The 21,053-nt window shown below is 62.1% G+C and carries 16 protein-coding genes; 5 read left to right on the forward strand and 11 right to left on the reverse strand.

All coding sequences use genetic code 11. The features are described 5' to 3' along the window. Window positions 1-62: 62 nt before the first annotated feature. Window positions 63-323, forward strand: a complete 261-nt coding sequence (gene rpsT / locus ACZ5J0_RS10380; RefSeq protein WP_011774926.1) for a 30S ribosomal protein S20 — start codon at window positions 63-65, stop codon at window positions 321-323. A gap of 124 nt (window positions 324-447) precedes the next feature. On the opposite strand, the gene holA is transcribed toward rpsT, so the two are convergent. From holA to ACZ5J0_RS10420, 8 genes are all read right to left on the reverse strand, one after another. Next, entirely contained in the window at window positions 448-1,464 is a 1,017-nt protein-coding gene (holA, locus tag ACZ5J0_RS10385; RefSeq protein WP_223940375.1) for a DNA polymerase III subunit delta, read from the reverse strand. Then, window positions 1,383-3,038, reverse strand: coding sequence for a ComEC/Rec2 family competence protein (locus tag ACZ5J0_RS10390; RefSeq protein ID WP_464093075.1), 1,656 nt, complete (start codon window positions 3,036-3,038; stop codon window positions 1,383-1,385). The genes holA and ACZ5J0_RS10390 overlap by 82 nt, the downstream gene beginning before the upstream one ends. A gap of 82 nt (window positions 3,039-3,120) precedes the next feature. Further along, window positions 3,121-3,939: a helix-hairpin-helix domain-containing protein gene (locus ACZ5J0_RS10395; protein ID WP_464093076.1), complete on the reverse strand. Its 819-nt coding sequence runs from the start codon at window positions 3,937-3,939 to the stop codon at window positions 3,121-3,123. A 73-nt stretch (window positions 3,940-4,012) separates the two neighbouring features. Continuing rightward, the gene (locus ACZ5J0_RS10400; protein ID WP_446698053.1) at window positions 4,013-4,996 is read right to left on the reverse strand and encodes a DegV family protein; all 984 of its coding nucleotides are present in this window, start codon (window positions 4,994-4,996) and stop codon (window positions 4,013-4,015) included. A gap of 59 nt (window positions 4,997-5,055) precedes the next feature. Next, complete coding sequence (gene leuS / locus ACZ5J0_RS10405) at window positions 5,056-7,581, reverse strand: leucine--tRNA ligase (RefSeq protein ID WP_250821183.1); 2,526 nt, start codon at window positions 7,579-7,581, stop codon at window positions 5,056-5,058. Window positions 7,582-7,882: 301 nt separating this feature from the next. After that, the gene (glpK, locus tag ACZ5J0_RS10410; protein WP_223940379.1) at window positions 7,883-9,397 is read right to left on the reverse strand and encodes a glycerol kinase GlpK; all 1,515 of its coding nucleotides are present in this window, start codon (window positions 9,395-9,397) and stop codon (window positions 7,883-7,885) included. A gap of 80 nt (window positions 9,398-9,477) precedes the next feature. Then, complete coding sequence (locus ACZ5J0_RS10415) at window positions 9,478-10,230, reverse strand: MIP/aquaporin family protein (protein ID WP_142939097.1); 753 nt, start codon at window positions 10,228-10,230, stop codon at window positions 9,478-9,480. A 171-nt stretch (window positions 10,231-10,401) separates the two neighbouring features. Further along, window positions 10,402-12,183, reverse strand: a complete 1,782-nt coding sequence (locus tag ACZ5J0_RS10420; RefSeq protein ID WP_142939096.1) for a glycerol-3-phosphate dehydrogenase/oxidase — start codon at window positions 12,181-12,183, stop codon at window positions 10,402-10,404. 122 nt (window positions 12,184-12,305) lie between these two features. Here ACZ5J0_RS10420 and ACZ5J0_RS10425 point away from each other — a divergent pair, with 122 nt between their 5' ends. Genes ACZ5J0_RS10425 through ACZ5J0_RS10440 form a run of 4 tightly spaced genes read left to right on the forward strand, consistent with a single transcriptional unit; the run spans window position 12,306 to window position 16,251 of the window. Continuing rightward, window positions 12,306-13,268: a sugar-binding transcriptional regulator gene (locus ACZ5J0_RS10425; RefSeq protein WP_166840647.1), complete on the forward strand. Its 963-nt coding sequence runs from the start codon at window positions 12,306-12,308 to the stop codon at window positions 13,266-13,268. 34 nt (window positions 13,269-13,302) lie between these two features. Next, the gene (locus tag ACZ5J0_RS10430) at window positions 13,303-14,199 is read left to right on the forward strand and encodes an aldo/keto reductase (RefSeq protein ID WP_165450193.1); all 897 of its coding nucleotides are present in this window, start codon (window positions 13,303-13,305) and stop codon (window positions 14,197-14,199) included. A gap of 10 nt (window positions 14,200-14,209) precedes the next feature. Beyond that, entirely contained in the window at window positions 14,210-15,154 is a 945-nt protein-coding gene (locus ACZ5J0_RS10435; protein WP_464093077.1) for an alpha/beta fold hydrolase, read from the forward strand. Then, on the forward strand, window positions 15,151-16,251 hold the full coding sequence (locus ACZ5J0_RS10440; protein ID WP_250821181.1) for a glycosyltransferase family 4 protein: 1,101 nt from the start codon (window positions 15,151-15,153) through the stop codon (window positions 16,249-16,251). Before ACZ5J0_RS10435 ends, ACZ5J0_RS10440 begins: the two co-directional genes overlap by 4 nt. On the opposite strand, the gene ACZ5J0_RS10445 is transcribed toward ACZ5J0_RS10440, so the two are convergent. From ACZ5J0_RS10445 to coaBC, 3 genes are all read right to left on the reverse strand, one after another. Continuing rightward, window positions 16,218-18,329, reverse strand: coding sequence for a primosomal protein N' (locus ACZ5J0_RS10445; protein WP_464093078.1), 2,112 nt, complete (start codon window positions 18,327-18,329; stop codon window positions 16,218-16,220). The genes ACZ5J0_RS10440 and ACZ5J0_RS10445 overlap by 34 nt on opposite strands. Window positions 18,330-18,490: 161 nt before the next feature. Next, on the reverse strand, window positions 18,491-19,720 hold the full coding sequence (metK, locus tag ACZ5J0_RS10450; RefSeq protein ID WP_464093079.1) for a methionine adenosyltransferase: 1,230 nt from the start codon (window positions 19,718-19,720) through the stop codon (window positions 18,491-18,493). 76 nt (window positions 19,721-19,796) lie between these two features. After that, the gene (gene coaBC, locus ACZ5J0_RS10455) at window positions 19,797-21,047 is read right to left on the reverse strand and encodes a bifunctional phosphopantothenoylcysteine decarboxylase/phosphopantothenate--cysteine ligase CoaBC (RefSeq protein ID WP_250821179.1); all 1,251 of its coding nucleotides are present in this window, start codon (window positions 21,045-21,047) and stop codon (window positions 19,797-19,799) included. Window positions 21,048-21,053: the final 6 nt, after the last annotated feature.

Consider the following 21,053-nt stretch of genomic DNA (forward strand, 5'->3'; position numbering starts at 1 on the left):
TCAGTCGATGGCCAACCTGAAAACCCTCTAGACCATTTCCGCATTAAAAAGAGAGTTCATACGTGGCTAATATCAAGTCCCAGAAGAAGCGCATCCTCACCAACGAGAAGGCTCGCCTGCGTAACAACGCCGTCAAGTCTGAGCTGAAGACGGCCATCCGCGCCGTCAACACCGCCGTTGAGTCTGCTGACAAGGATGCTGCTGGAACTGCACTTGTTGCTGCCAGCCGCAAGCTGGACAAGGCTGTCAGCAAGGGCGTTATTCACAAGAACAACGCTGCAAACCGCAAGTCGGCGATCTCCAAGAAGGTCAACGCACTCTAAGGTTTTTCCAGTTCGACTGAGCTGATCAAAAGGCCGGCGCCCAGTGGGTGCCGGCCTTTGGGTTTAACCGGCCTTTGAGTTATGCAGACCAGTCAGCACCGACGCGCACAGGCCGCGGCCGACATCAGCGGCGACTGGCCGAGGTGGCAATTACCGTGACCGCGTGCTCAACTGCGTAGACAGGGTCCCGTGACTCGCCTTTCACTTGGGCATCGGCTTCTGCAATGACTTGGATGGAGCGGATCAAGCCTTCAGGGGTCCAGCGCCTGACATCCCGCTGCGCCTGCTCCACAAGCCACGGCTGCATTCCCAGATTCCTGGCAATGGTGGCCGGCGAACCATTGGCGCCGGCAACTTTGGCCAAGGTCCGCAGTTTGGCAGCAAGAGCCGCTACCAAGGGAACCGGATCAACACCGGTGGCCAGGGCGTGCCGCAGGGTGGATAAGGCCACCGGCCCGTTGCCGGCCATGGCGGCATCGGCAACTTTGAAGGCCGTGGCTTCCACCCTGCCACCGTAGTAGCGTTCTACGGTTTCGGCCGTGACAGCAGTGGTGGCATCGGCAATGAGCTGGCTGCAGGCAGCAGCAAGCTCGGACAGATTGGCACCCACCGCGTTCACCAATGCCTGGACAGCTTCGCCCTCTATGCGTCGTCCGCCAGCCCTGAACTCCGAGACGACAAACGCGGTCTTGTCAGAGTCCTTCTTAAGCGGTTGACAGTCAATGACGGGCCAGCCGGCGGACTTCACGGCGTCGAGGAGCTTCTTGCCCCGGACTCCCCCGGCGTGGCGAAGGACGAGGACTACGTCCGGGTCCGGATGCCGGAGGTAGGCCAATCCGTCGGCCAGAAAGGCGTCGTTCATTGCCTCAAGGCCCTCAACCTCAATGAGCTTTCCCTCGCCGAAGAGGGACGGCGTCACGGTCATGGCCAGGGATCCGGACTCGTAGGAGCCCGCGTTCAGCCGACTGAGCTCAACCTCCGGGTTAGCACTTCGCACGTGGCTACGGATGCCGTCCATTGCGCGGATCCCCAGATACTCTTCCGGGCCCACGATCAGGACTACGGCAGCCGGCGCGGCATCCCGCCAGCTGACGGTGTTTGCCGCGACGCTCTTGGCCCGGGTGTTTTGGGCAGCAGCCACTGGTAGTTCCTTCCGGACGGTTTATTGCAGGATTCAAGTCTGCCATGTTTACCCCTGGCACCGCGCTCCAGCGTCAGCATCACCGCGCGGTGCAGCATCCTGACGTGATACATGACTCCTGTCGGGTGCAGCATCATCCAGAACACCGCTACTGATAAAACTGAAAGAGCCACCATGGCAATGACTCCGGCCGGGCCCTCGGCCCACGGCAGTGCCGCCCCGGGCAAATGGGCGAAGAACCGCGCTATCCCGGCCACCGCTCCTGCGCAGACTCCAGCCACAGCGACGGGCACCACCGCCAACCAAGGAAAAAGGGTGGCAATTGGAACGGCAATGGTTCCAAAGATGGTTACCGGCGCTATCAACGGACCAGCCACTACGTTGGTGATCAGGGCATAGGGTGTGAACTGCGGCTGGAGGGCCGCGAGGACCGGACCGCACAGCACTTGCGCGGAGAGCGGTACCGCAATACCCGCGGCCAGCCAGCGCGGCACCACGGAAGGAATCCACGAGGCAATTCGGGCGGCCAGCAAGACGATACCCAGAGTTGCCAGAACAGAGAGCAGGAACCCGACGTTTAACGCCATGCTCGGATCCAGCAGCAGCAGGGTGATGGTGGCCACGCAAAGGAAGGTCAGGGATCGCCCCCTCAAGCCCCCCACCATGGCTGCCAGGCCTACGCTCCCCATGACGGAAGCTCGTAGAACGCTCGGCTCCGGACCTACCAGGACAACAAAAGCCATCAGTCCGCACACAGCAATAGCGCCGGCTACCGGACGGCTTACCCTGAGGCATCTAGCCAACAGGATGAAGCCACCCAGCAGCAAACTACAATTCGCCCCGCTGACGGCAGTGAGGTGCGTCATTCCTGTTGTCTTCATATCTGCCTCTAGACTCTCCGGGAGCGCACTGGTATCCCCGGTGACCATTCCGGGCATCAGACCGGCCGGGTCCGAAGGCAACCATGCAGAGGCCGCGACGAATTGTCTTCTTGCCTCGGCGGCGGACTGGCGGACATCAAAGCCAGAAGCGATGACAACGGGTGCGGATGATGCGGACAAGAGGGCCGCCTGCTCTTGTCCCTCCCGCACAGCCTTCAACGTTCCTGAGGTTCTGACGATCTGCCCGGGCTGTACGTCTTGCCAGCCACTTCCGCCGACCACCATCACGTCCGCAGAGCCTTGTGTCACAGAACCCTTGGACGTGACCTTGACCAAACCCGCGGCCACCGACCACCGGTTTCCACCTGAATGGCCCGGCGCAGACACCTCCGCAGGAACTCCGGTGATTCGAACTTCAAGGAGGACACCGTTTCCTTCCGCCACAGCCTTAGCCAACGGCCCACCTTCTTGCGTGTTGGCAGTGACAGCACAACTAACAGCCACGGCTGCACCCAGGACGGATGCCACGGCCAGGGTTGCAGAAATTGTTCTTGCCCGTGGCACTGCCCGCCGGTGCCGCCATGTCCTGAGCAGCAGCAATACCACCACCAGCGCCAAGACTCCCGCCAGTGCTGCGGACCATGCTGCAGCGATGAGGGATCCTGCGCAAGCAATGGACCAGGTGACCAGCACGGCAGGGACCAGTCTTAAATCCGCGCGCTTTGATGAACCAGAGCCGCCGCGAGTCCGGGCGACCCCGGCCACCCCCGCTGACTCAGCCACCCTGCACCGTCACAAGTTCTTTGAGGGACTCCATGAGTTTGGGTCCAATGCCGTCAACGGCGTCAAGTTCATCTACAGAAGCGAAGGGGCCATGCTCTTTCCGCCAGTCAATGATTCCTTGCGCAGTCACGGGCCCCACTCTGGGTAGGGTGCCCAGTTCCTCCAACGATGCAGTGTTGATGTTGACCTTGGCCCCCTTTGCCGTAGGGGCGGCGGTTCCACCGGGGCTGAGGGAACCGCCGGCAAGTGGAGAAGGTGCGGATTGCATCTCGCCGATCAGCGGCACATGAACTTTGACGCCGTCACTTAGCTCCTCAGCAAGGTTGAGACCATTGAGTTCCGCGTTGGGTACAGCACCCCCGGCGGCTTCTATTGCCTGAAAGACCCTGCTGCCTTGCGGCAATGACACGATTCCGGGCTTATGTACCGCACCGGCCACGTGTACGACCACGCTCCCGGAGGCAGCCGCTTGCGGTGACTCCGATGACTCCGGCACAGCAGGTCCGGAAGAAAACGTGGGACTCAGGGGTTCGGAACTGGACTGTCCCACAGCAGACTGCCATAAGTGCCAGGCGATAAAGCCAACTCCTACGATGACCAGGAGGACAGCAACCGGCCACGGGGTCCGCCACCGGGTGCGTGCGTGATGCACGCGGCTTTCAGGGTTTGAATCATCAAAGGCCTGCCCGGAGTCCTGGGGCAACTGCAGCAGCGGAAGGGTTTGGGTATCCGTACCCAAGCGTGATGCGTAACGCTGACGGGCTGCCTGCATGGCGGCATCTGGGGAGGCATCCCGGTTCCGGCGTGGCATCTTTCGAGCCTATGGCTCGTACTGCGGGAACGATGGGGGTGAGGTGCCTTATGTGGATAAGAGAGCTCAAGGATCAGTCCGTTGGCGTGCTGCTCTCCCCAACGATGACCGCGAGCACGCCCAGTCCTGCATGTGCTGCCAACACGGCCGGGAGAGCGCTGATTTGGGGCGCCGGGCACTCCGGGCATTTCTCGTTCAAGCGGGCCGCCAAAGCTTCGGCTTCCAGTTGATTACCAAAATGGTGAACCGCCAACCTTTGCTGGCCGGCCGGCCTGGAGGCCACGTCGGCGGCAACAATCTCCTCAAGGCGAGCTATGGCGCGCACAGCGGAACGGACCTTTTCCAGCGGGACGATCCTTCCGTCGTCCACCGCCAGTATGGGCTTTATAGCCAGGACGGTACCGAACAGGGATGCTGCCGCACCGATCCGGCCACCCCGCCTCAGTTGCTCGAGGCTGGGCACGTAAAAATAGACCTTCGTGCGCTCCATGCGCTTTTCCGCGAAACCGCGGACTTCGGCCGCCCCCTGACCATCGGCTGCCGCTACGACGGCACTCTGCACGCCCATTCCCTGGGCCATTCCCACCGTGCGCGAATCCACTATTTCGACCGGAATGGTGACCCTCGCAGCGGCCAGCCTTGCGGCATCGGCGGTTCCGGAGAGTTCGGAAGAAATATGGATGGACACCACGGATTCGAAACCCCGGCGTTGCGCAGCGAGGTACGCCTGCTCAAACTGCCCGGGCGATGGCCGTGACGTTTTCACCGAGGCGCCTGACGCGAGAGCCAGCGACAGGGTTTGGGTGATGTCGTCTTCGCCCTCACCGTAGATTTCGGTCCCTACCATCACTGGCATGGGAACAACGGCGAGGCGCCCATCGGCCGTGAAGGCGGACACCCAGTCCGGCGGCAGGGCAGCCGCGGAATCAGTAACGATTGCGGTTTTGACGACGGCGGCCAACGGCACGTCCGCCACAGTAACCGGCGCCGTGGGCTGGCGAAGACGCGCCACTCTTTCCTTGAGCCAAATCCATGCGGGTGGTTCTCGCTCAGGCACGCGACCTCCAAAGATGATGGCCGGCCGCCGGCAGTCTGCCGGCGGCCGCACTATCCCTGCTAGGCAGGAACGATGTTCACCAGTTTAGGTGCCCGCACGATGACGGTGCGGATACCGCGGCCGTCCAAGGCGCGCTGGACGTTGTCCGAGGCCAGGGCGAGCTCACGCAGTTCGCCCTCGGTGATGTCCGGCGAAACGTCCAAGCGGTCACGAACCTTACCTTGGACCTGGACCACAGCTGTGACGGTGTCCTGCACCAGCAGTGCGTCGTCGTGCTTCGGCCAGCCTGCATTTGCTACTGAAGCCGGGTGACCGAGGGTGTTCCACAGGTCTTCAGCGGTGTAGGGCGCGAAGAGGCTCAGGATCACTGCAACGGCTTCCACCGCTTCACGAACGGCCGGGTCAGCGGCACCTGCACCCGAGTCGATGGTTTTACGGGTTGCGTTGACCAACTCCATCAGGCGGGCAACCACCACATTGAACTTGTTGTTGTCCAACAGTTCGGCGGCGTCGGCGATGGTTTTGTGCGTGACCGTGCGCAGGGCCCGGTCACCGGTGGCAGGATCGACACCGGGTTCGCTGCTGACGTCCTGGCCAAGGCGCCAGGCACGGGCGAGGAACTTGGCCGAACCCGACGGCGAAACGTCGGCCCAGTCGACGTCGTCCTCCGGCGGGGAGGCAAAGACCATGGTGAGACGGACGGCGTCCACGCCGAACTTGTCCAACTGCTCGCCCAAATCCACACCGTTGCCGAGGGATTTGCTCATGGCCTTGCCACCGTTGAGTACCTGCCCCTGGTTGAGCAGTGCTGAGAACGGTTCGTTGGCTTCAATCAGGCCAATGTCTTTGATGACCTTGGTGAAGAAGCGCGCGTAGAGCAGGTGCAGGATGGCGTGCTCCACACCGCCCACATACTGTCCTACCGGCATCCAGTTGTTGATCTTTTCGGGATCAAACGGGCCCTCGGTGTAGTCGGGTGACACGAACCGCAGGAAGTACCAGGACGAGTCCACAAACGTGTCCATGGTGTCGGTGTCCCGCTGCGCAGCTCGTCCGCAGTTGGGGCATTCAACGTTGACCCACTCGACGGCGGCGGCCAGCGGCGAAGTTCCCTTGGGCGACAACGCCTCACCGCGCAAATTGTCCGGCAACCTGACTGGGAGCTGGTCATCGGGCACAGGGACTTCGCCACATTCACCGCAGTGGATGATGGGGATGGGAGTACCCCAGAAGCGTTGACGGCTCAGCAGCCAGTCACGCAGCCGGAAGTTGACGAACTTCTCGCCGGTTCCAAGCTTCTCAAGGATCTCAATCGCTGCGGGGATGCCTTCAGACTTGGTGAGTCCGTCCAGTTCGCCGGAGTTCTTGAGCGTGCCTTCGCCAGCAGTGGCAACGCCCGTCTCCGCCGGATCTTCGGCGCCGGTGTCCAGGACAGCGCGGACGGGAAGTCCGAAAGTCCTGGCAAAGTCGAGGTCACGCTGGTCGTGCGCCGGCACGGCCATGATGGCACCAGTGCCGTAGTCCGCCAGGACGTAGTCAGCGGCCCACACCGGCAGCTTTTCGCCGTTGAGGGGGTTGATGGCGTAGCGGCCGGTGAAGACGCCGGTCTTCTCGCGCTCGGTGGACTGGCGCTCGATTTCCGAGAGCGCCTTGACCTTTTCGCGGTAGGCCATGAGTTCATCATGTTGTTCCGGGGTTACCAGGTCCAGCGCCAAGTGTGCATCTGCTGCAACCACGAAGAACGTTGCACCGTAGAGGGTGTCCGGCCGCGTGGTGAACACGGTGACTTCGCGCTCGGCACGGTCTTGCGTGGCTTCGATGACGAAGCGCACGTGGGCGCCCTCGGAGCGGCCGATCCAGTTGCGCTGCATGGCCAGAACGCGCTCGGGCCAGTGGCCTTGGAGCTGGTCCATGTCCTCGAGCAGACGGTCGGCGTAGTCGGTGATCTTGAAGTACCACTGGTTCAGGGACTTTTTGGTGACAGCAGTTCCGCAGCGCTCACAAGCCCCATTGACTACTTGCTCGTTAGCCAGGACGGTGAGGTCCTTGGGGCACCAGTTGACGGGCGAGTCCTTGCGGTAGGCCAGGCCACGCTCGTAGAAGCGCTTGAACAGCCACTGCGTCCACCGGTAGTACTCGGGGTCCGATGTGTGGATGCGGCGGGACCAGTCGGCAGAGATGGCGTAGCGCTTGAACGAGGCCGCCTGGGTGTCGATATTGGCGTACGTCCACTCGCTGGGGTGGGCGTTTCGTTTGATCGCAGCGTTCTCCGCGGGCAGACCGAACGAGTCCCATCCGATGGGGTGCAGAACGTCGAAGCCCTTCTGGCGCAGGTAACGCGCAACGACGTCACCCATTGCGAACGCTTCGGCGTGGCCCATGTGGAGGTCGCCGGAGGGGTAGGGGAACATGTCCAACACGTAGCGGCGTTCCCGCGAACCGTCGTCGGCAGGCGTGAAGACTTTGAGGTCCTCCCATACCTGCGGCCATTTGGCTTCCATCGCAGCGAAGCTGTAGACGCCCTCTTCGGGCGCTTCGGCTGCGGCTGTTGGTGCTGTTCCGGTTGTCTCCGGCTGAACGCTCACTGCTGCCCTCTTCTGTTCTTCGATGGCGGTTCTGACTCCTGCTCTGGCACCGGAATGTCCCGGACACACAAAAGCCCCTCAACAATGGAGGGGCGGCCGCACGGCTATGTATTGCCGGGCGGCTAGCTAAGCAGAAGGATCGCACGCATAGATCTACAATAGCGCACGATTAAACTCCCAGTTCGCATCGAGCGGCTTACAGAGCTGATGGTTGAGTTGACGGCAGCCGCGCCTCGCCCGGGTGTGGTGGGCACCGCGAAGCGGGCGGGGCAGGCGCGGCTGCCGTCAACGTCAGGTCAGACTACTTAACGTCCTCGTCGACCCAGTCCATGGACTTTGTCACGGCCTTCTTCCAGAGCCGCAGCTGACGCTCCTGCTCTTCTGCCGGCAGCTGCGGCTCCCAGCGCTTGTCTTCGTTCCAGTTGGCGCTGAGCTCGCCCAGGTCTTTCCAGAATCCGACGGCCAGGCCGGCTGCGTACGCAGCACCGAGGGCCGTTGTTTCAACAACTTTCGGACGGACCACCGGCACGCCCAGGATGTCTGCCTGGAACTGCATGAGTGCCTCGTTGGCGACCATGCCGCCGTCGACCTTCAGCTCGGTGAGCGGAACTCCCGAGTCTGCGTTGACGGCGTCGAGGACCTCGCGGGTCTGGAAGGCGGTGGCCTCCAGTGCCGCACGGGCGATGTGGCCCTTGTTGGCGAAACGCGTGAGGCCCACGATGGCGCCGCGTGCGTCTGCCCGCCAGTAGGGTGCGAACAGGCCTGAGAAGGCCGGGACGATGTAAACGCCGCCGTTGTCCTTTACGCCGGCAGCGAGTTCCTCCACCTCAGGGGCGGAGCTGATCATGCCGAGGTTGTCGCGGAGCCACTGGATCAGGGACCCGGTGACGGCGATGGAGCCTTCAAGCGCGTAGTGCGGCTTGGCGTCGCCCAGCTTGTATCCGAGGGTGGTGAGGAGGCCGTTCTTGGAGTGAACGATTTCCTCGCCGGTGTTGAAGATCAGGAAACAGCCGGTGCCGTAGGTGTTTTTGGCTTCGCCGGGCTGGAACGCGGCCTGGCCAAAAGTTGCCGCCTGCTGGTCACCGAGGATGCCTGCTACAGGCGTTTCCCGGAGCAGTTGCGAGGTGTGGACGTGGCCGTAGACCTCGGAGGAGGACTTGATGGCGGGCATCATGGACGCCGGTACACCGAAGATGTCCAGGATTTCCTGGTCCCATTGCAGGGTCTCGAGATCCATGAACAGGGTGCGGGAGGCGTTGGTGACATCGGTGACGTGTACACCGCCGTCGACGCCGCCGGTCAGGTTCCACAGAACCCAGGCATCGGTGTTGCCGAAGAGAAGGTCGCCGGCCTCGGCGCGCTCCCGGGCACCGTCCACGTTGTCCAGGATCCACTTGATCTTGGTACCGGAGAAGTAGGTGGCCAAGGGCAGCCCGACCTTCTGTTTGAAGCGTTCCACTCCCCCGTCCTGTGCCAGTTCGTCGACGATGGGCTGCGTGCGGGTGTCCTGCCAGACGATGGCGTTGTAGACGGCCTCGCCGGTGTTCTTGTCCCAGACGACAGCGGTTTCGCGCTGGTTGGTGATGCCGACGGCGGCGATGTCGTGCCGGGTCAGGTTCGCCTTGGACAGGGCGGCAGCAATTACTTCGCGGGTGTTGTTCCAGATCTCGGCGGGGTTGTGCTCCACCCAGCCGGCCTGGGGGAAGATCTGCTCGTGCTCCATCTGGCCGGTGGAGACGATGTTGCCCGCGTGGTCGAAGACGATGGCGCGGGAGCTGGTGGTGCCTTGGTCGATGGCGATGACGTATTGATTCATGGTGACGTCCTTGTCTTTTGTTGTTGGTGCTCAGGTGGTGATTTACGACGTGCGGATGGGTGTTGCGAGTGTTTGCAGTATTAGCCGGCGAGTGCAGGCATGATGTCGGGAACCCACAAGGCCACGAGCCCTGCGAGGGCGCCACCAACCAGCGGTCCGACCACCGGGATCCAGGAGTAGGCCCAGTCGCTGCTGCCCTTGCCCTTGATGGGGAGGAGGGCGTGGGCGATGCGGGGGCCGAGGTCACGTGCAGGGTTAATGGCGTAGCCGGTGGGACCACCGAGGGAAACGCCGATACCGACAACAAGCAGTGCAACGGCAAGCGGGCCGAGGCCGGAGGGTGTGCCGCCGAAGGTCAGGATGACGAAGACCAGGACGAACGTGCCGATGATTTCTGTGATGAGGTTCCACGGGGTGGAACGGATGGCCGGACCGGTGGAGAAGGTGCCCAGCTTGTTCGCAGCGAGGGGTTCTTCATCGAAGTGCTGCTTGTAAGCGAGCCAGCAGACAACTGCGCCCAGGAAAGCGCCCAGTAGTTCAGCACCGAAGTACGTCAGGGTGGACGCGAAATCCACGGGCACACCGGGGGCATACTCTGCTTTTTGATTGACCAGCAGGCCCAGGGTGACAGCCGGGTTAAGGTGCGCACCGGACTTTGCAGCCACGAAAACGCCCGCGAAGACCGCAATACCCCAGCCCCACGTCACCATCAAGAATCCACCGTTGTTGCCCTTGGTGCCTTTGAGCGCAACGTTTGCCACGACGCCACAACCCAGCAGGGTCAGCATCATGGTTCCGAATACTTCGGAAAGGAAAACAATTCCAAGAGACATCTTTGACTCCTCATTTTTCTGTTGTCAGCCTCCTCGCGGGTGAAGAGGCTGTTGGGACGGTTCCGTTGTCTCCGGAACCGTCCCGGTGTGGTGGTCCCCTGGCGGGACCACCTACCCCATTCCGTCCCTACCGCACGCTGGGACGGTCAAGCTGTTTTCCGCTGCTTGTGCTCAGGCTACGAGACTGTGCACGTCAACCTTGTGGAACCGCTGCAGTACTTCCTGGGCGTGGCGGATTTCCGCTTCACGGGTGGCTGCGTCCCAACCGAGCGGCTCGGCCAATGCTGCAGCGATCTCGTTGAGTAGCTCGCCGGTAACCAGCCCACGGAATGCCAGCGAGGTCCTGCGGATGAGGACATCCACCAGGTGCCCGATTTGCTCGTGTTCTGCCATGTAAGTCAGCTCCCGGACACTGAGCTCGCGCGTGGCACGCAGCAGCGTGTCCTGTCCCGCGTTCAGGTACTCGATAACTGCATCTGCCCGGGTTCCGTAGCGGGTCAGCAGGACAGCTACGCGGTCGGCGTCCAGGCCAGGACCCATGTGCTTTTTGATCCATTCCTGTTCGCCTTGTTCAGTGGCCGGGAAGCCGGCGCCGCCGCCGATGGCGAGCTTCGCCGTCGAGACTTTCCGTTCCATGCCCAGTTCGCGGAGGACGTCGTTGGTCATGTGTTCGGCCAGGGCGCGGAAGGTGGTCCACTTGCCGCCCACCAAGCTGAGGACGACGGCGGCCTTACCGCCCGGCGTTGTGACGGCGTCGCGGCCGGTGCGTACGCTGCGTTCGATGCGGTAGTCGCGTGAGACGAATCCCGGCTGGGTTTCGTCGTGGCGAGGCAACGGGCGGACGCCAGCGAAGCTGTAGACGATCTGTTCGCGTTCCACCTTGATGGTGGGGAACACGTGCCCGACGAGGTCGAAGAAGTAGTCGATTTCTTCTTCGGTGCACACTGCGTCTTCGGACATATCAGCGTCCACGTCCGTGGTACCTACCAGGACGCGGTCTCCCATGGGGTAGATGAGGACGATGCGGCCGTCGGTGTGCTCGAAGAAGATTTCCCGGCCGTTGCATGCTGCGAGCAGTTCCGGGTGGTCCAGGACGATGTGGGATCCCTTGGTGCCTCCCATGAACTTGCTGACGGCCCCCATGGATTGGTTGGTGAGGTCTACCCAGGCACCTGTGGTGTTGACGATGACGTCAGCCTGGAAGTCGAATTCCTTGCCGGTCAGTTCATCACGAAGCCGGGCTCCGTCCGAGCCCATGGACACGAGCGAGACGTAGTTGCTGGCGCGGGCGCTTCCTCCCGGCAGGCCCCCGCCGCGGCCTGCCTTTTCTCCGTCCTGCAGGACATCAAGGGTGAGGCGTTCCGGGTTGTGAACCGAGGCATCAAAGTAGGTAGCCGCGTACTTGATACCGGAGTGAAGCTTGGGAAGCTCGGCCAAGGCCCTGGTGCGGCCGCGGAACTGGTGGCGGGGTACGCTTCCGCCGTCGCGGGAGAAGAAGTCGTACATGCTCAGGCCAACCTTGATGAGGAACGCGCCGCGCTCCTTGGGCTTGCCCTGTTTGTGGGTGAGGAAGCGCATGGGTGCGGACAAGATGCCTGAGAACGTGCTGAAGATGGGGATGGTGGTCTGCAGTGGCTTCACGTAGTGCGGCGCAATCCGCAGGAGGCGGTTGCGCTCAACCACTGATTCCTGGACCAGGCGGAACTCGCCGTTTTCCAGGTAGCGGATGCCGCCGTGGATCATGTGCGAAGAAGCGCCGCTGGCACCTTGGCAGTAATCCCCGCGTTCAACAAGTGCCACGTCGACGCCTTGAAGGGCAAGATCGCGGAACGTTCCGACACCATTGATGCCACCGCCGATGATGAGTACCTTGGCCGAGGGCCGCTCCTGCAGTGCAACGACGGAGTCGCGCTGTGTGTGCTGTGAGGTACCGGAAATCTTGTTGTGTCCCAAAACTGCTCCCTTGGGCTTGGTTCGTGCGCCGCGCCACTCGCTGCTGCACCGTTCACCACTAATCTGGCGAAGGTGGAAAATGGAGTCAAGCTATTTGCACAAACGTGCAGGAAGGAAATGAGATGGCACGATCACGTCACTCGGATGCACTCCGGGCTGCACAGATGTATTACCTGCAGGACCTGACCATGGATGCGATTGCCCGCGAGCTCCGGACGTCCCGATCCACAGTGTCCAGACTGTTGTCCTCGGCGCGGGAAACCGGCTTGGTTCAGGTCCAGATTCGAAGCCCTTTTGATACCGGCCCGGAGCTGGAAAGCCAGATCCGGAACCAATACGGAGTGGACGTCCACGTGGTTCCGGTGCTGGACACTCTCAATGAAGCAGAGACCCTGGACCGCGTAGCCATGCAGGCTGCACGAACAATCGGACCCCTTGTGGACTCAAATGCCATCATCGGCGTGGCCTGGGGCGCAACACTGAGCGCGGTCAGCCGGCACCTAACCCGCAAGGTCACCCATGACAGCATCGTGGTTCAACTCAACGGCGCCGGAAACATGCAAACCACCGGCATTACCTATGCCAGCGACATCATGAGACGCTTCGGCAGCGCGTACGGTGCGCGCGTGGAGCAGTTCCCTGTTCCGGCCTTTTTTGATCATGCCTCCACCAAGACCGCCATGTGGAATGAGCGCAGCGTTCAACGCATCCTGGACTTGCAGGCCCGCATGAGCATCGCCATTTTCGGCGTCGGATCCGTTGATTCGGACTACCCCAGCCACGTGTACGCCGGTGGTTACCTCGATGAATACGATCTCACCATGCTGGCCGCAGACGACGTCGTTGGCGACGTGGCGACCGTCTTCTTCCGGAGCGATGGGTCATCGGACGGCATCACCTTGAATGCGAGGTCAACCGGTCCAAGCCATGAACAGTTGCGCCAAGTCAGGCGCCGGATTTGCGTGGTCTCCGGGGCCTCCAAGATCAACGGACTCCAGGGAGCCCTGGCAGCAGGACTGGCAACTGACCTTATTCTGGACGAAGCCTCAGCCCGACGCCTGGTGAGTTTCAACAACCATTCCTGAAGCAATCGTGCAAGGAATGGGTAGAGTCGTTGCTATGAGATCCCCCACCAAGCTGACATCGAACAAGTTGGCACTCAACAACGGCGTACAGATGGACCGCATGGGATACGGACTCTACAAAGTTCCCGCCACAGACGCCGAGGCATTGGTTGCCACAGCCTTGGGCGAGGGCTACCGGAGATTCGATACAGCAGCGATGTACGGCAACGAAGTGGGGGTGGGCCGGGCGCTTGGCGGTGCGATCGGAGACGCCGCTGAAGCGAACAGAGGTACCGGAGGCTCCGGCGAATCCGTGCACGCACTTGCGCGCGAAGACGTCTTCGTCACCACCAAGGTATGGAACGATGACCACGGCTACGATGCCACGCTCCGGGCGTTCGATACCTCCATCTCCAACCTCGGGCTGGACTTTGTGGACCTCTATCTCATCCACTGGCCCTGTGCCGGGCGGGGACTGTTTGCAGAGACCTACAAAGCATTGGAGACCCTGTACCGGGAGGGCAAAGTGCGGGCGATCGGTGTTTCCAATTTCCAGCCCGGACACCTTGAAGAACTCATGCAGAAGGCAGAAGTTGTCCCCGCGGTCAACCAGATCGAGCTGCACCCTTGGCTGCAGCAAACCAGACTGCGGACCTTGCATGATCAGTTGGGAATCGCCACCGAGGCTTGGAGCCCCCTCGGCCGCGGGCAGGTCCTGGCTGACCCTGCCATTGTGTCGCTCGCCGATAAGTACGGAAGAACTCCGGCACAGGTCATTTTGCGTTGGCATCTGCAACTGGGGAACCTGGTCATCCCCAAGGCAAGCTCGGCAGGACGGATCAAGGAAAACTATGCTGTCTTTGATTTTGAACTGGACGCCGCGGACATGGACGGCATAGCCGCGCTCGAACGGCACCATCGGACCGGGTCCCACCCGGACAACGTGAACTAGGAACCAAGCAATGGACAATGTGGACACCGCGCACTCCCCCCAGGGTGCACAGGCCCCCAGTGAATTCTTCAGCAAATCCCTGGCGGGGCGGACGCGTGCCGCGGACGTTGAGGTGGACGGCAGTAACGTAGCGTACTGGACGTACGAGCCGGTCACTGTCTCTCCGATGACACGCACCATTCTGGTCATCCATGGCTTCCGGGGAGACCACCACGGGCTGTTGCGCGTCGCTGATCAACTTCCGGAAATGCGCATCATCATGCCGGACTTGCCTGCCTTCGGCAGCTCAGAACCTTTCGTTGAGGACGAACACAGCGTTGAACGCTACGGAAAGTTCATCTCCGGTTTCATGGCGGCGCTCGGCTTGGATGACAAAACTGTCCTGCTCGGGCACTCCTTCGGATCAATCGTCGCCAGCCATTTTGCCGCGGCGAATCCTGGAGCCGTCTACCCGCTGGTCCTGATCAACCCAATCGCTGCGCCGGCATTGGAGGGACCCAAGGGCCTCATGACAAAGCTTGCGGTGCTCTACTACCAGGCGTCCGCCAAACTTCCCCGCCCTCTGGGACTGGCGGTACTGAGGAATCGGCTGATCGTTCGCATTATGAGCATCACCATGGCCAAAACCAACGACAAAAACCTGCGCCGTTTCATCCACGCCCAGCACGACGCCTACTTCAGTGCCTTCGCAGACAGAAAAAGCCTGCTCGAATCGTTTAAGGCTTCTGTCTCAGGCAACGTGGCCGAGGTAGCCGAACAGCTAACTCTTCCCGTGCTGCTGGTCGCCGGCGAGAAGGATGAAATAGCCACCCTTCCCAACCAGTACAAACTCATGGGACGCCTACCCGAGGCAAAGCTGGAAGTGATTCCCGGCGTCGGGCATTTAATCCACTATGAGACGCCGGTTCCGGCGGCAGAAGCAATCCGCACCTTCCTGGAGGAACATCCCGCGTGAAAATTGTCATCGATGCCCGCTTTACCCGAACGGACCACCACGATGGCATCAGCCGCTACGGTTCCAGCCTCATAGCCGCAACGTCCAAAATCGCCGACGTCACCATGCTGATCAGCGACAAACGCCAACTGGCCCTGCTGCCCGACGTTCCGTATGTGATGGTCAACAGCCCCTTGTCTCCTTTGGAGTTGTTCGTCGCGCGCAAGGTCAACCCCCTGGGCGCTGACGTGGTGGTGTGTCCCATGCAGACCATGGGCACCTTGGGCCGCCGGTACGGGCTGGTATTGACCCTCCACGACCTCATTTACTACGAGCACCCGACTCCCCCGGGCTTCCTGCCTGCCCCGGTGCGCCTGTTGTGGAGGTTCTACCACAAGGCCTTTTGGCCGCAGCGGCTCCTACTCAACCGCGCGGACATCGTAGCTACCATCAGCCGCACCACCGAGGCGCTCATGGCCAAGTACAGGCTGACAAAGCGGCCCGTGCGGATTGTGGGCAACGCACCCCAACCCGGTCAAAAGCCTCGCGCGCCTGAAGCCGGCGCGGACAAGTCCCTGCTCTACATGGGTTCTTTCATGCCGTACAAGAACGTGGAAACCATGATCCGGGGCATGTCCGGCCTGCACCAGTACACCCTTCACCTGCTGAGCAGGATCACTCCGCAGCGCAAGGCAGAATTGGAGGCGATGGTTCCCGAAGGAGCCAAGGTGGTATTCCACAACGGTGTCACTGATGGAGAGTACGACGAACTCCTGCTCAGGGCCACAGCGCTGATCAGCCTCTCACGCGCCGAGGGCTACGGCCTGCCGTTGGTGGAGGCCATGGCCCTGGGAACCCCTGTGATCGCAAGCGATATACCGATCTTCCGTGAGGTCGGCGGTGATGCCGTCAGCTACGTAGACCCGGAGTCACCCGTGGAGTTCGCGGCGGCTGTAACTGCGCTGGGCGAGGAATCTCTCTGGCAGGAACGCTCCCGCAGGTCCGCAGAGCGTGCGGCAGAGTTCAACTGGGACGAATCGGCGCGGCAGCTCCTTGCTGCAGCCGAGGAAGTGGTAGCCCTGCGTCAGAGGACGTCCACCCCGTCCAGGCGCAACTGAACGGGTCCTGAGGTCCGCTTGGCGGCGCTGGCTGCCTTCACAGCCCGCATGGCACGCGTGGTTTCCGCAGCATCTCCGTAGGGAATGAAGTAGAGCGTCCTGACGTCAGCATCAGCCTCAGCGCCTGATGATTGCCCGCCGGACAGTTGACCGCTGCCGGAGAACACTACGGGCGCAGGCCCGGCTTTCCGGAGTTTTGCTACGGAGGCCAGCCCGGCGTTGGACTCCAAAGCGTCGCTGAAATGCGCGACGTCGGCCCGTGCCCCGGTCACGGAAGCTACCCTGACTGCAGGCGGCAGCTGAAGTTCCTTCCGAAGCGCCAGTTCACGTGAGGCAAAGCCGGAGGCGTCCCACCGCAACAGTGCCCCCGTCGCCGCGGTGTCGTCAGCGGTGATCACTACGAGTCCACCTTGAGTGGCCGGCTTCACCAGGGAGGCGGCGTTGAACCATCGGCGAACCGTATCCTCTCCCGCCCGCAGGTTCTCCCGCCGAAGTAACGAGTTGCCGTCCAGCAACAGGGCGGCGGCGTAACCGTTGGGCGCAACAGGCTCAGCGCCCACCGTTGCGACCACCAGAGCTGGAGTATCCGGCACACTTGCCTTGACGTGCTCGCCTGAAGAGGTCACCACCGCTTTACCGGGAAAAGCCCGTCCCAGTTCCTCTGCCGTCCGCATCACGCCAGCTGCTCCCCGGCGTAGTCGTGTTCCACTACAGTGCGTGCACCGCCATTGCGGGGCCGGCGTGGAGCACCACCGGCATGCCGGCATGGCCGAGCTGCTTGATACGGCCAGCGGCCCCTGACAGGCATTGCAGCGGGCAAGTTCCCGGCACGTCTCGCATACCAACGACGGGGCGTATCCGGCGCGGGCCACTTGGACCAGGACAGGACCCCGCTCCAGGCCCTCCTTGGCCGCCCGCCACGCTGCGCCCGGCAAGCGCGCAATACGTGCCAGAGGATCACGTTCTTGTTCAAAACTGTCAGCGGTATTGAGAACTCTGGGTGCTGTGGCGCGGACAGTACGTCGCGGCGCTTCAAGGGGCACCGCCCACTGCATCTCAACAAGGCGTTGGAGCTCGGTGCTTCGGTTGTGGGAGGCCATGAGGCATGCGGCGTTCTCCTGCTCGGCACGCAACAGCAGGACTTCCCTGGTGTGCGCATATGGTGCCCGTTGCTCGATGTGGAGGTCGTCGCCGTCGTCCCAACACACCACCAGACCCAGATCGCGAACAGGAGCATAGGCCGCCGAACGGGTACCAATGGCCACTCCCGCTGTCCCGCTCAGTAGCCGCAGAAAGTTCCTATAGCGGGGAGTTTGCCCGTCGTCCGCCGTCAGCCGGGCGACGTCGGAAGACGGCAGGACGTTGGCAAGCGCCGCCTCCAACTGCTCAAGGTCCCTATAATCCGGCACCACCACAACCGCGCCACGTCCCGATTTACGAACTGTGGCAACGGCCGTAGCAATCATGGCCGGCCAACCATCGGGGCCGAATCCTTGGAGAGCTGTGAGGACAGCTTTGGGTGAACCACCACTGGCAAGGTGCTGCAGGTACGGCGCTCCGTTGGAGTACGCCGCCCACGCGCGGGCCTCCGTGAACGGTTTCAGGTCCGCTGCGTCGGCGTCGAGGTCCCCGGCCAAGAATTCCTTCTCCACCTTGGCCACACGGGGAGGGACAGCCGTCCGGAGAACATCGCTGAGCGTACCGGCGTACCGGGCAGCGACCCTGCCGGCCAACTCGTTGATAGCCGGGGTCAGGACAGCAACCGGGGACACAACTTTATGCAGGGCCGTCAGCGGGTGGGCTGCATCCGAGTCCGCACGGCGCTCGACGATGTAACCATTGAGCTCCTGGCCGTTGAACTTCACTTTCACCCGAACACCAGGGACCGCAGTTTCGGAGAGCTCCGCGGGAACACTGTAGTCAAAAGGCCTGTCCAGGTGCGGCACGGAAGACTCCAGAACGACGCGCGCAACGGGATTCACAGCTGCCAACGGAGGTCCGTTGACAGGACCCCGGTCCGGGAAACCCTGCAGCAGCGATGGTTGAAGCAACGATGGCTGGGCCTGGTGTCCTGCCATACTTCACCTCCAACTCTGAGCGCAGAAAATGCACCACGCATTCTTAACCGGGAATGCCCACAGCGGGATTGACCCGCTGCGGGCATCTCTCTGGCTTCAGCCAACCACGAAGCACCGACAAAACAACATCAGCAATCAGGACGGCTTGCAGGAACAACACCTCAGGCGTTGAAGTATTCCTTCAGGTCCGCCACCCGGTCCAGCCGTTCCCACGTGAAATCCGGGTCGTCGCGACCAAAGTGACCGTGGGCCGCCGTCTTGGCATAGATGGGCCGTTTGAGATCCAGGGCGTCGATGATGGCCCGCGGACGGAGGTCGAACAGCTCATCGATTGCTTCACTGATGCGGGCCGGATCAACGGTTTCCGTGCCGAACGTCTCAACGTAGGTTCCAACAGGGCGTGCCTGGCCGATTGCGTAGGCAATTTGGATCTCAGCACGCTTGGCCAGTCCGGCGGCCACAACATTCTTGGCAACCCACCGCATGGCGTAAGCTGCCGAGCGGTCCACCTTGGACGGATCCTTGCCGGAGAATGCGCCACCGCCGTGGCGTGCGAAACCACCGTAAGTGTCCACGATGATCTTTCGGCCTGTGAGCCCGGCATCGCCTACGGGACCGCCGATAACGAAAGCACCGGCAGGGTTCAGAATGTTGGCAGCATGTGAGATGTCCAGGTTGGACGCCGACATGACGGGATCGATCACGTAGCTGGCCAGGTCCGCACGTAGCTGCTCAAGGCTTGCCTCTTCGGCGTGCTGGCTGGAGATGACCACCGTTTCCACGGAAACCGGCCGGTCGCCGTCGTAACCTACCGTGACCTGCGTCTTGCCATCCGGACGCAGGTAGGCCAGCTCGCCGTTCTTGCGGACTTCGGTGAGGCGTTCTGACAAACGGTGCGCCAGCCAGATGGGAGTTGGCATGTAGGACGCCGTCTCGTCGCTGGCATAGCCAAACATGATGCCCTGATCGCCGGCGCCCTGGAGGTCGTAGTCATCCTCTTGGCGGCCTTCGCGGGCCTCAAGTGAGTTGAACACGCCACCGGCGATGTCGTTTGACTGCTGGCCGATGGACACGGACACACCGCAACGGGCGCCGTCGAAACCGTTGGCGGACGAGTCGTAGCCGATGCCCAGGATGGTTTCGCGGACAATCTGCGGAATTTCTACGTAAGCGTCGGTGGTGACCTCACCAGCCACGTGCACCAAGCCTGTAGTGGCCATGGTTTCAACGGCCACACGGGATTCAGGATCGGCAGCCAACAGGGCGTCCAGGATGGAGTCGCTGATTTGGTCACAGATCTTGTCCGGGTGCCCTTCGGTGACCGATTCGGACGTGAAGAGCCTGAGCTTGGACGGGGTGCCATGGTGTTCATGGTGCAGCGGTAAAGTCACTCGACCACCTTACTGGGTTGCGGGACGGCGGTATTTGCCGTGTGTCCCTTTGCTAAGAATTCGGGTGTGGGCTCAGTTACATGGCCGGGAAGACCCGGGTGAGTTCGGCCCCTACCCGATCAATGACGGCAGCGGCGACGTCGGCCTTCGAGCCGGCGGCTGACTCAGGGTCCGCACCGTGACCGGACAAGATAACGACGGAATTCTCATCCTGTCCGAACACCCGGCCAATGCCCACCTGGTTCACCACCAGGAGGTCACAGCCCTTGCGCTTGAGCTTGGCTGTTGCATGCTCCAGGACGTCGCCTTGGGCGTCACCGGTTTCGGCTGCGAACCCTACAATCAACTGTTGGCCGCCATCGGCATTACGACGCTCCACCAGCTCGTGCAGGATGTCCGGGTTCCGGATTAACCGCACAACGGGCGCGTCCTCGCCGTCCACCTTCTTGATTTTCGTATCCGAGACCTCTGCCGGACGGAAGTCCGCCACGGCGGCTGCCATAATCACGACGTCGGAATCCGCCGCCGCTTTCAGCGCTGCCTCACGCAGTTCCAAGGCGGATTCAACGCGGACGAGTTCGACGCCAGCAGGCGGCTCAACGTCCATGTGAGCCGCGATAAATCTCACGGTTGCTCCGGCAGCCAAGGCTGCAGCAGCCAGTGCCACACCCTGCTTGCCGGACGAGCGGTTTCCGAGGAACCGGACCGGGTCCAGAGCTTCACGCGTGCCACCGGCAGAGATCGTCACGATCCGCTCTGCCAGTGTCTGCTCCGCGGCGGGAACAGCCGGCGCCTCTATTGCAGCTTCAGTCAGAGCCATGGCCGCAGCAAAAATTGCCTCGGGCTCGGGCAGGCGTCCGGGACCCGAATCGGCACCCGTCAGGCGACCGGAGGCAGGCTCGAGCACGGTGACACCACGGCTGCGCAAGGTCTCCACGTTGGTTTGGGTTGCGGCGTGCTGCCACATTTCCGTGTGCATGGCGGGCGCAAACAGAACTGGCCCGTGGGCCATGAGGAGGGTGTTGGTAAGGAGGTCGCCCGCTTGTCCGGTTGCTGCTTTAGCCAAAAGGTCAGCGGTAGCAGGAGCAACTACTATCAGGTCTGCCTCATGCCCTAGACGGACATGATTGACCTTCTCGACGTCGTCAAAGACGCTGTTGCTCACAGGGTTACCGGAGAGGGCTTCCCACGTGGCCACTCCGACGAATCGGGTAGCGGCTTCCGTAGGGATGACCGTCACCTTGTGACCGGATTCAGTAAAAAGCCGGAGGAGCGATGCAACCTTATAGGCTGCGATCCCTCCCCCGACTCCGAGGACTATGCGCACGTGACC

The organism is Arthrobacter sp. DualSoilB13, assembly GCF_055389195.1.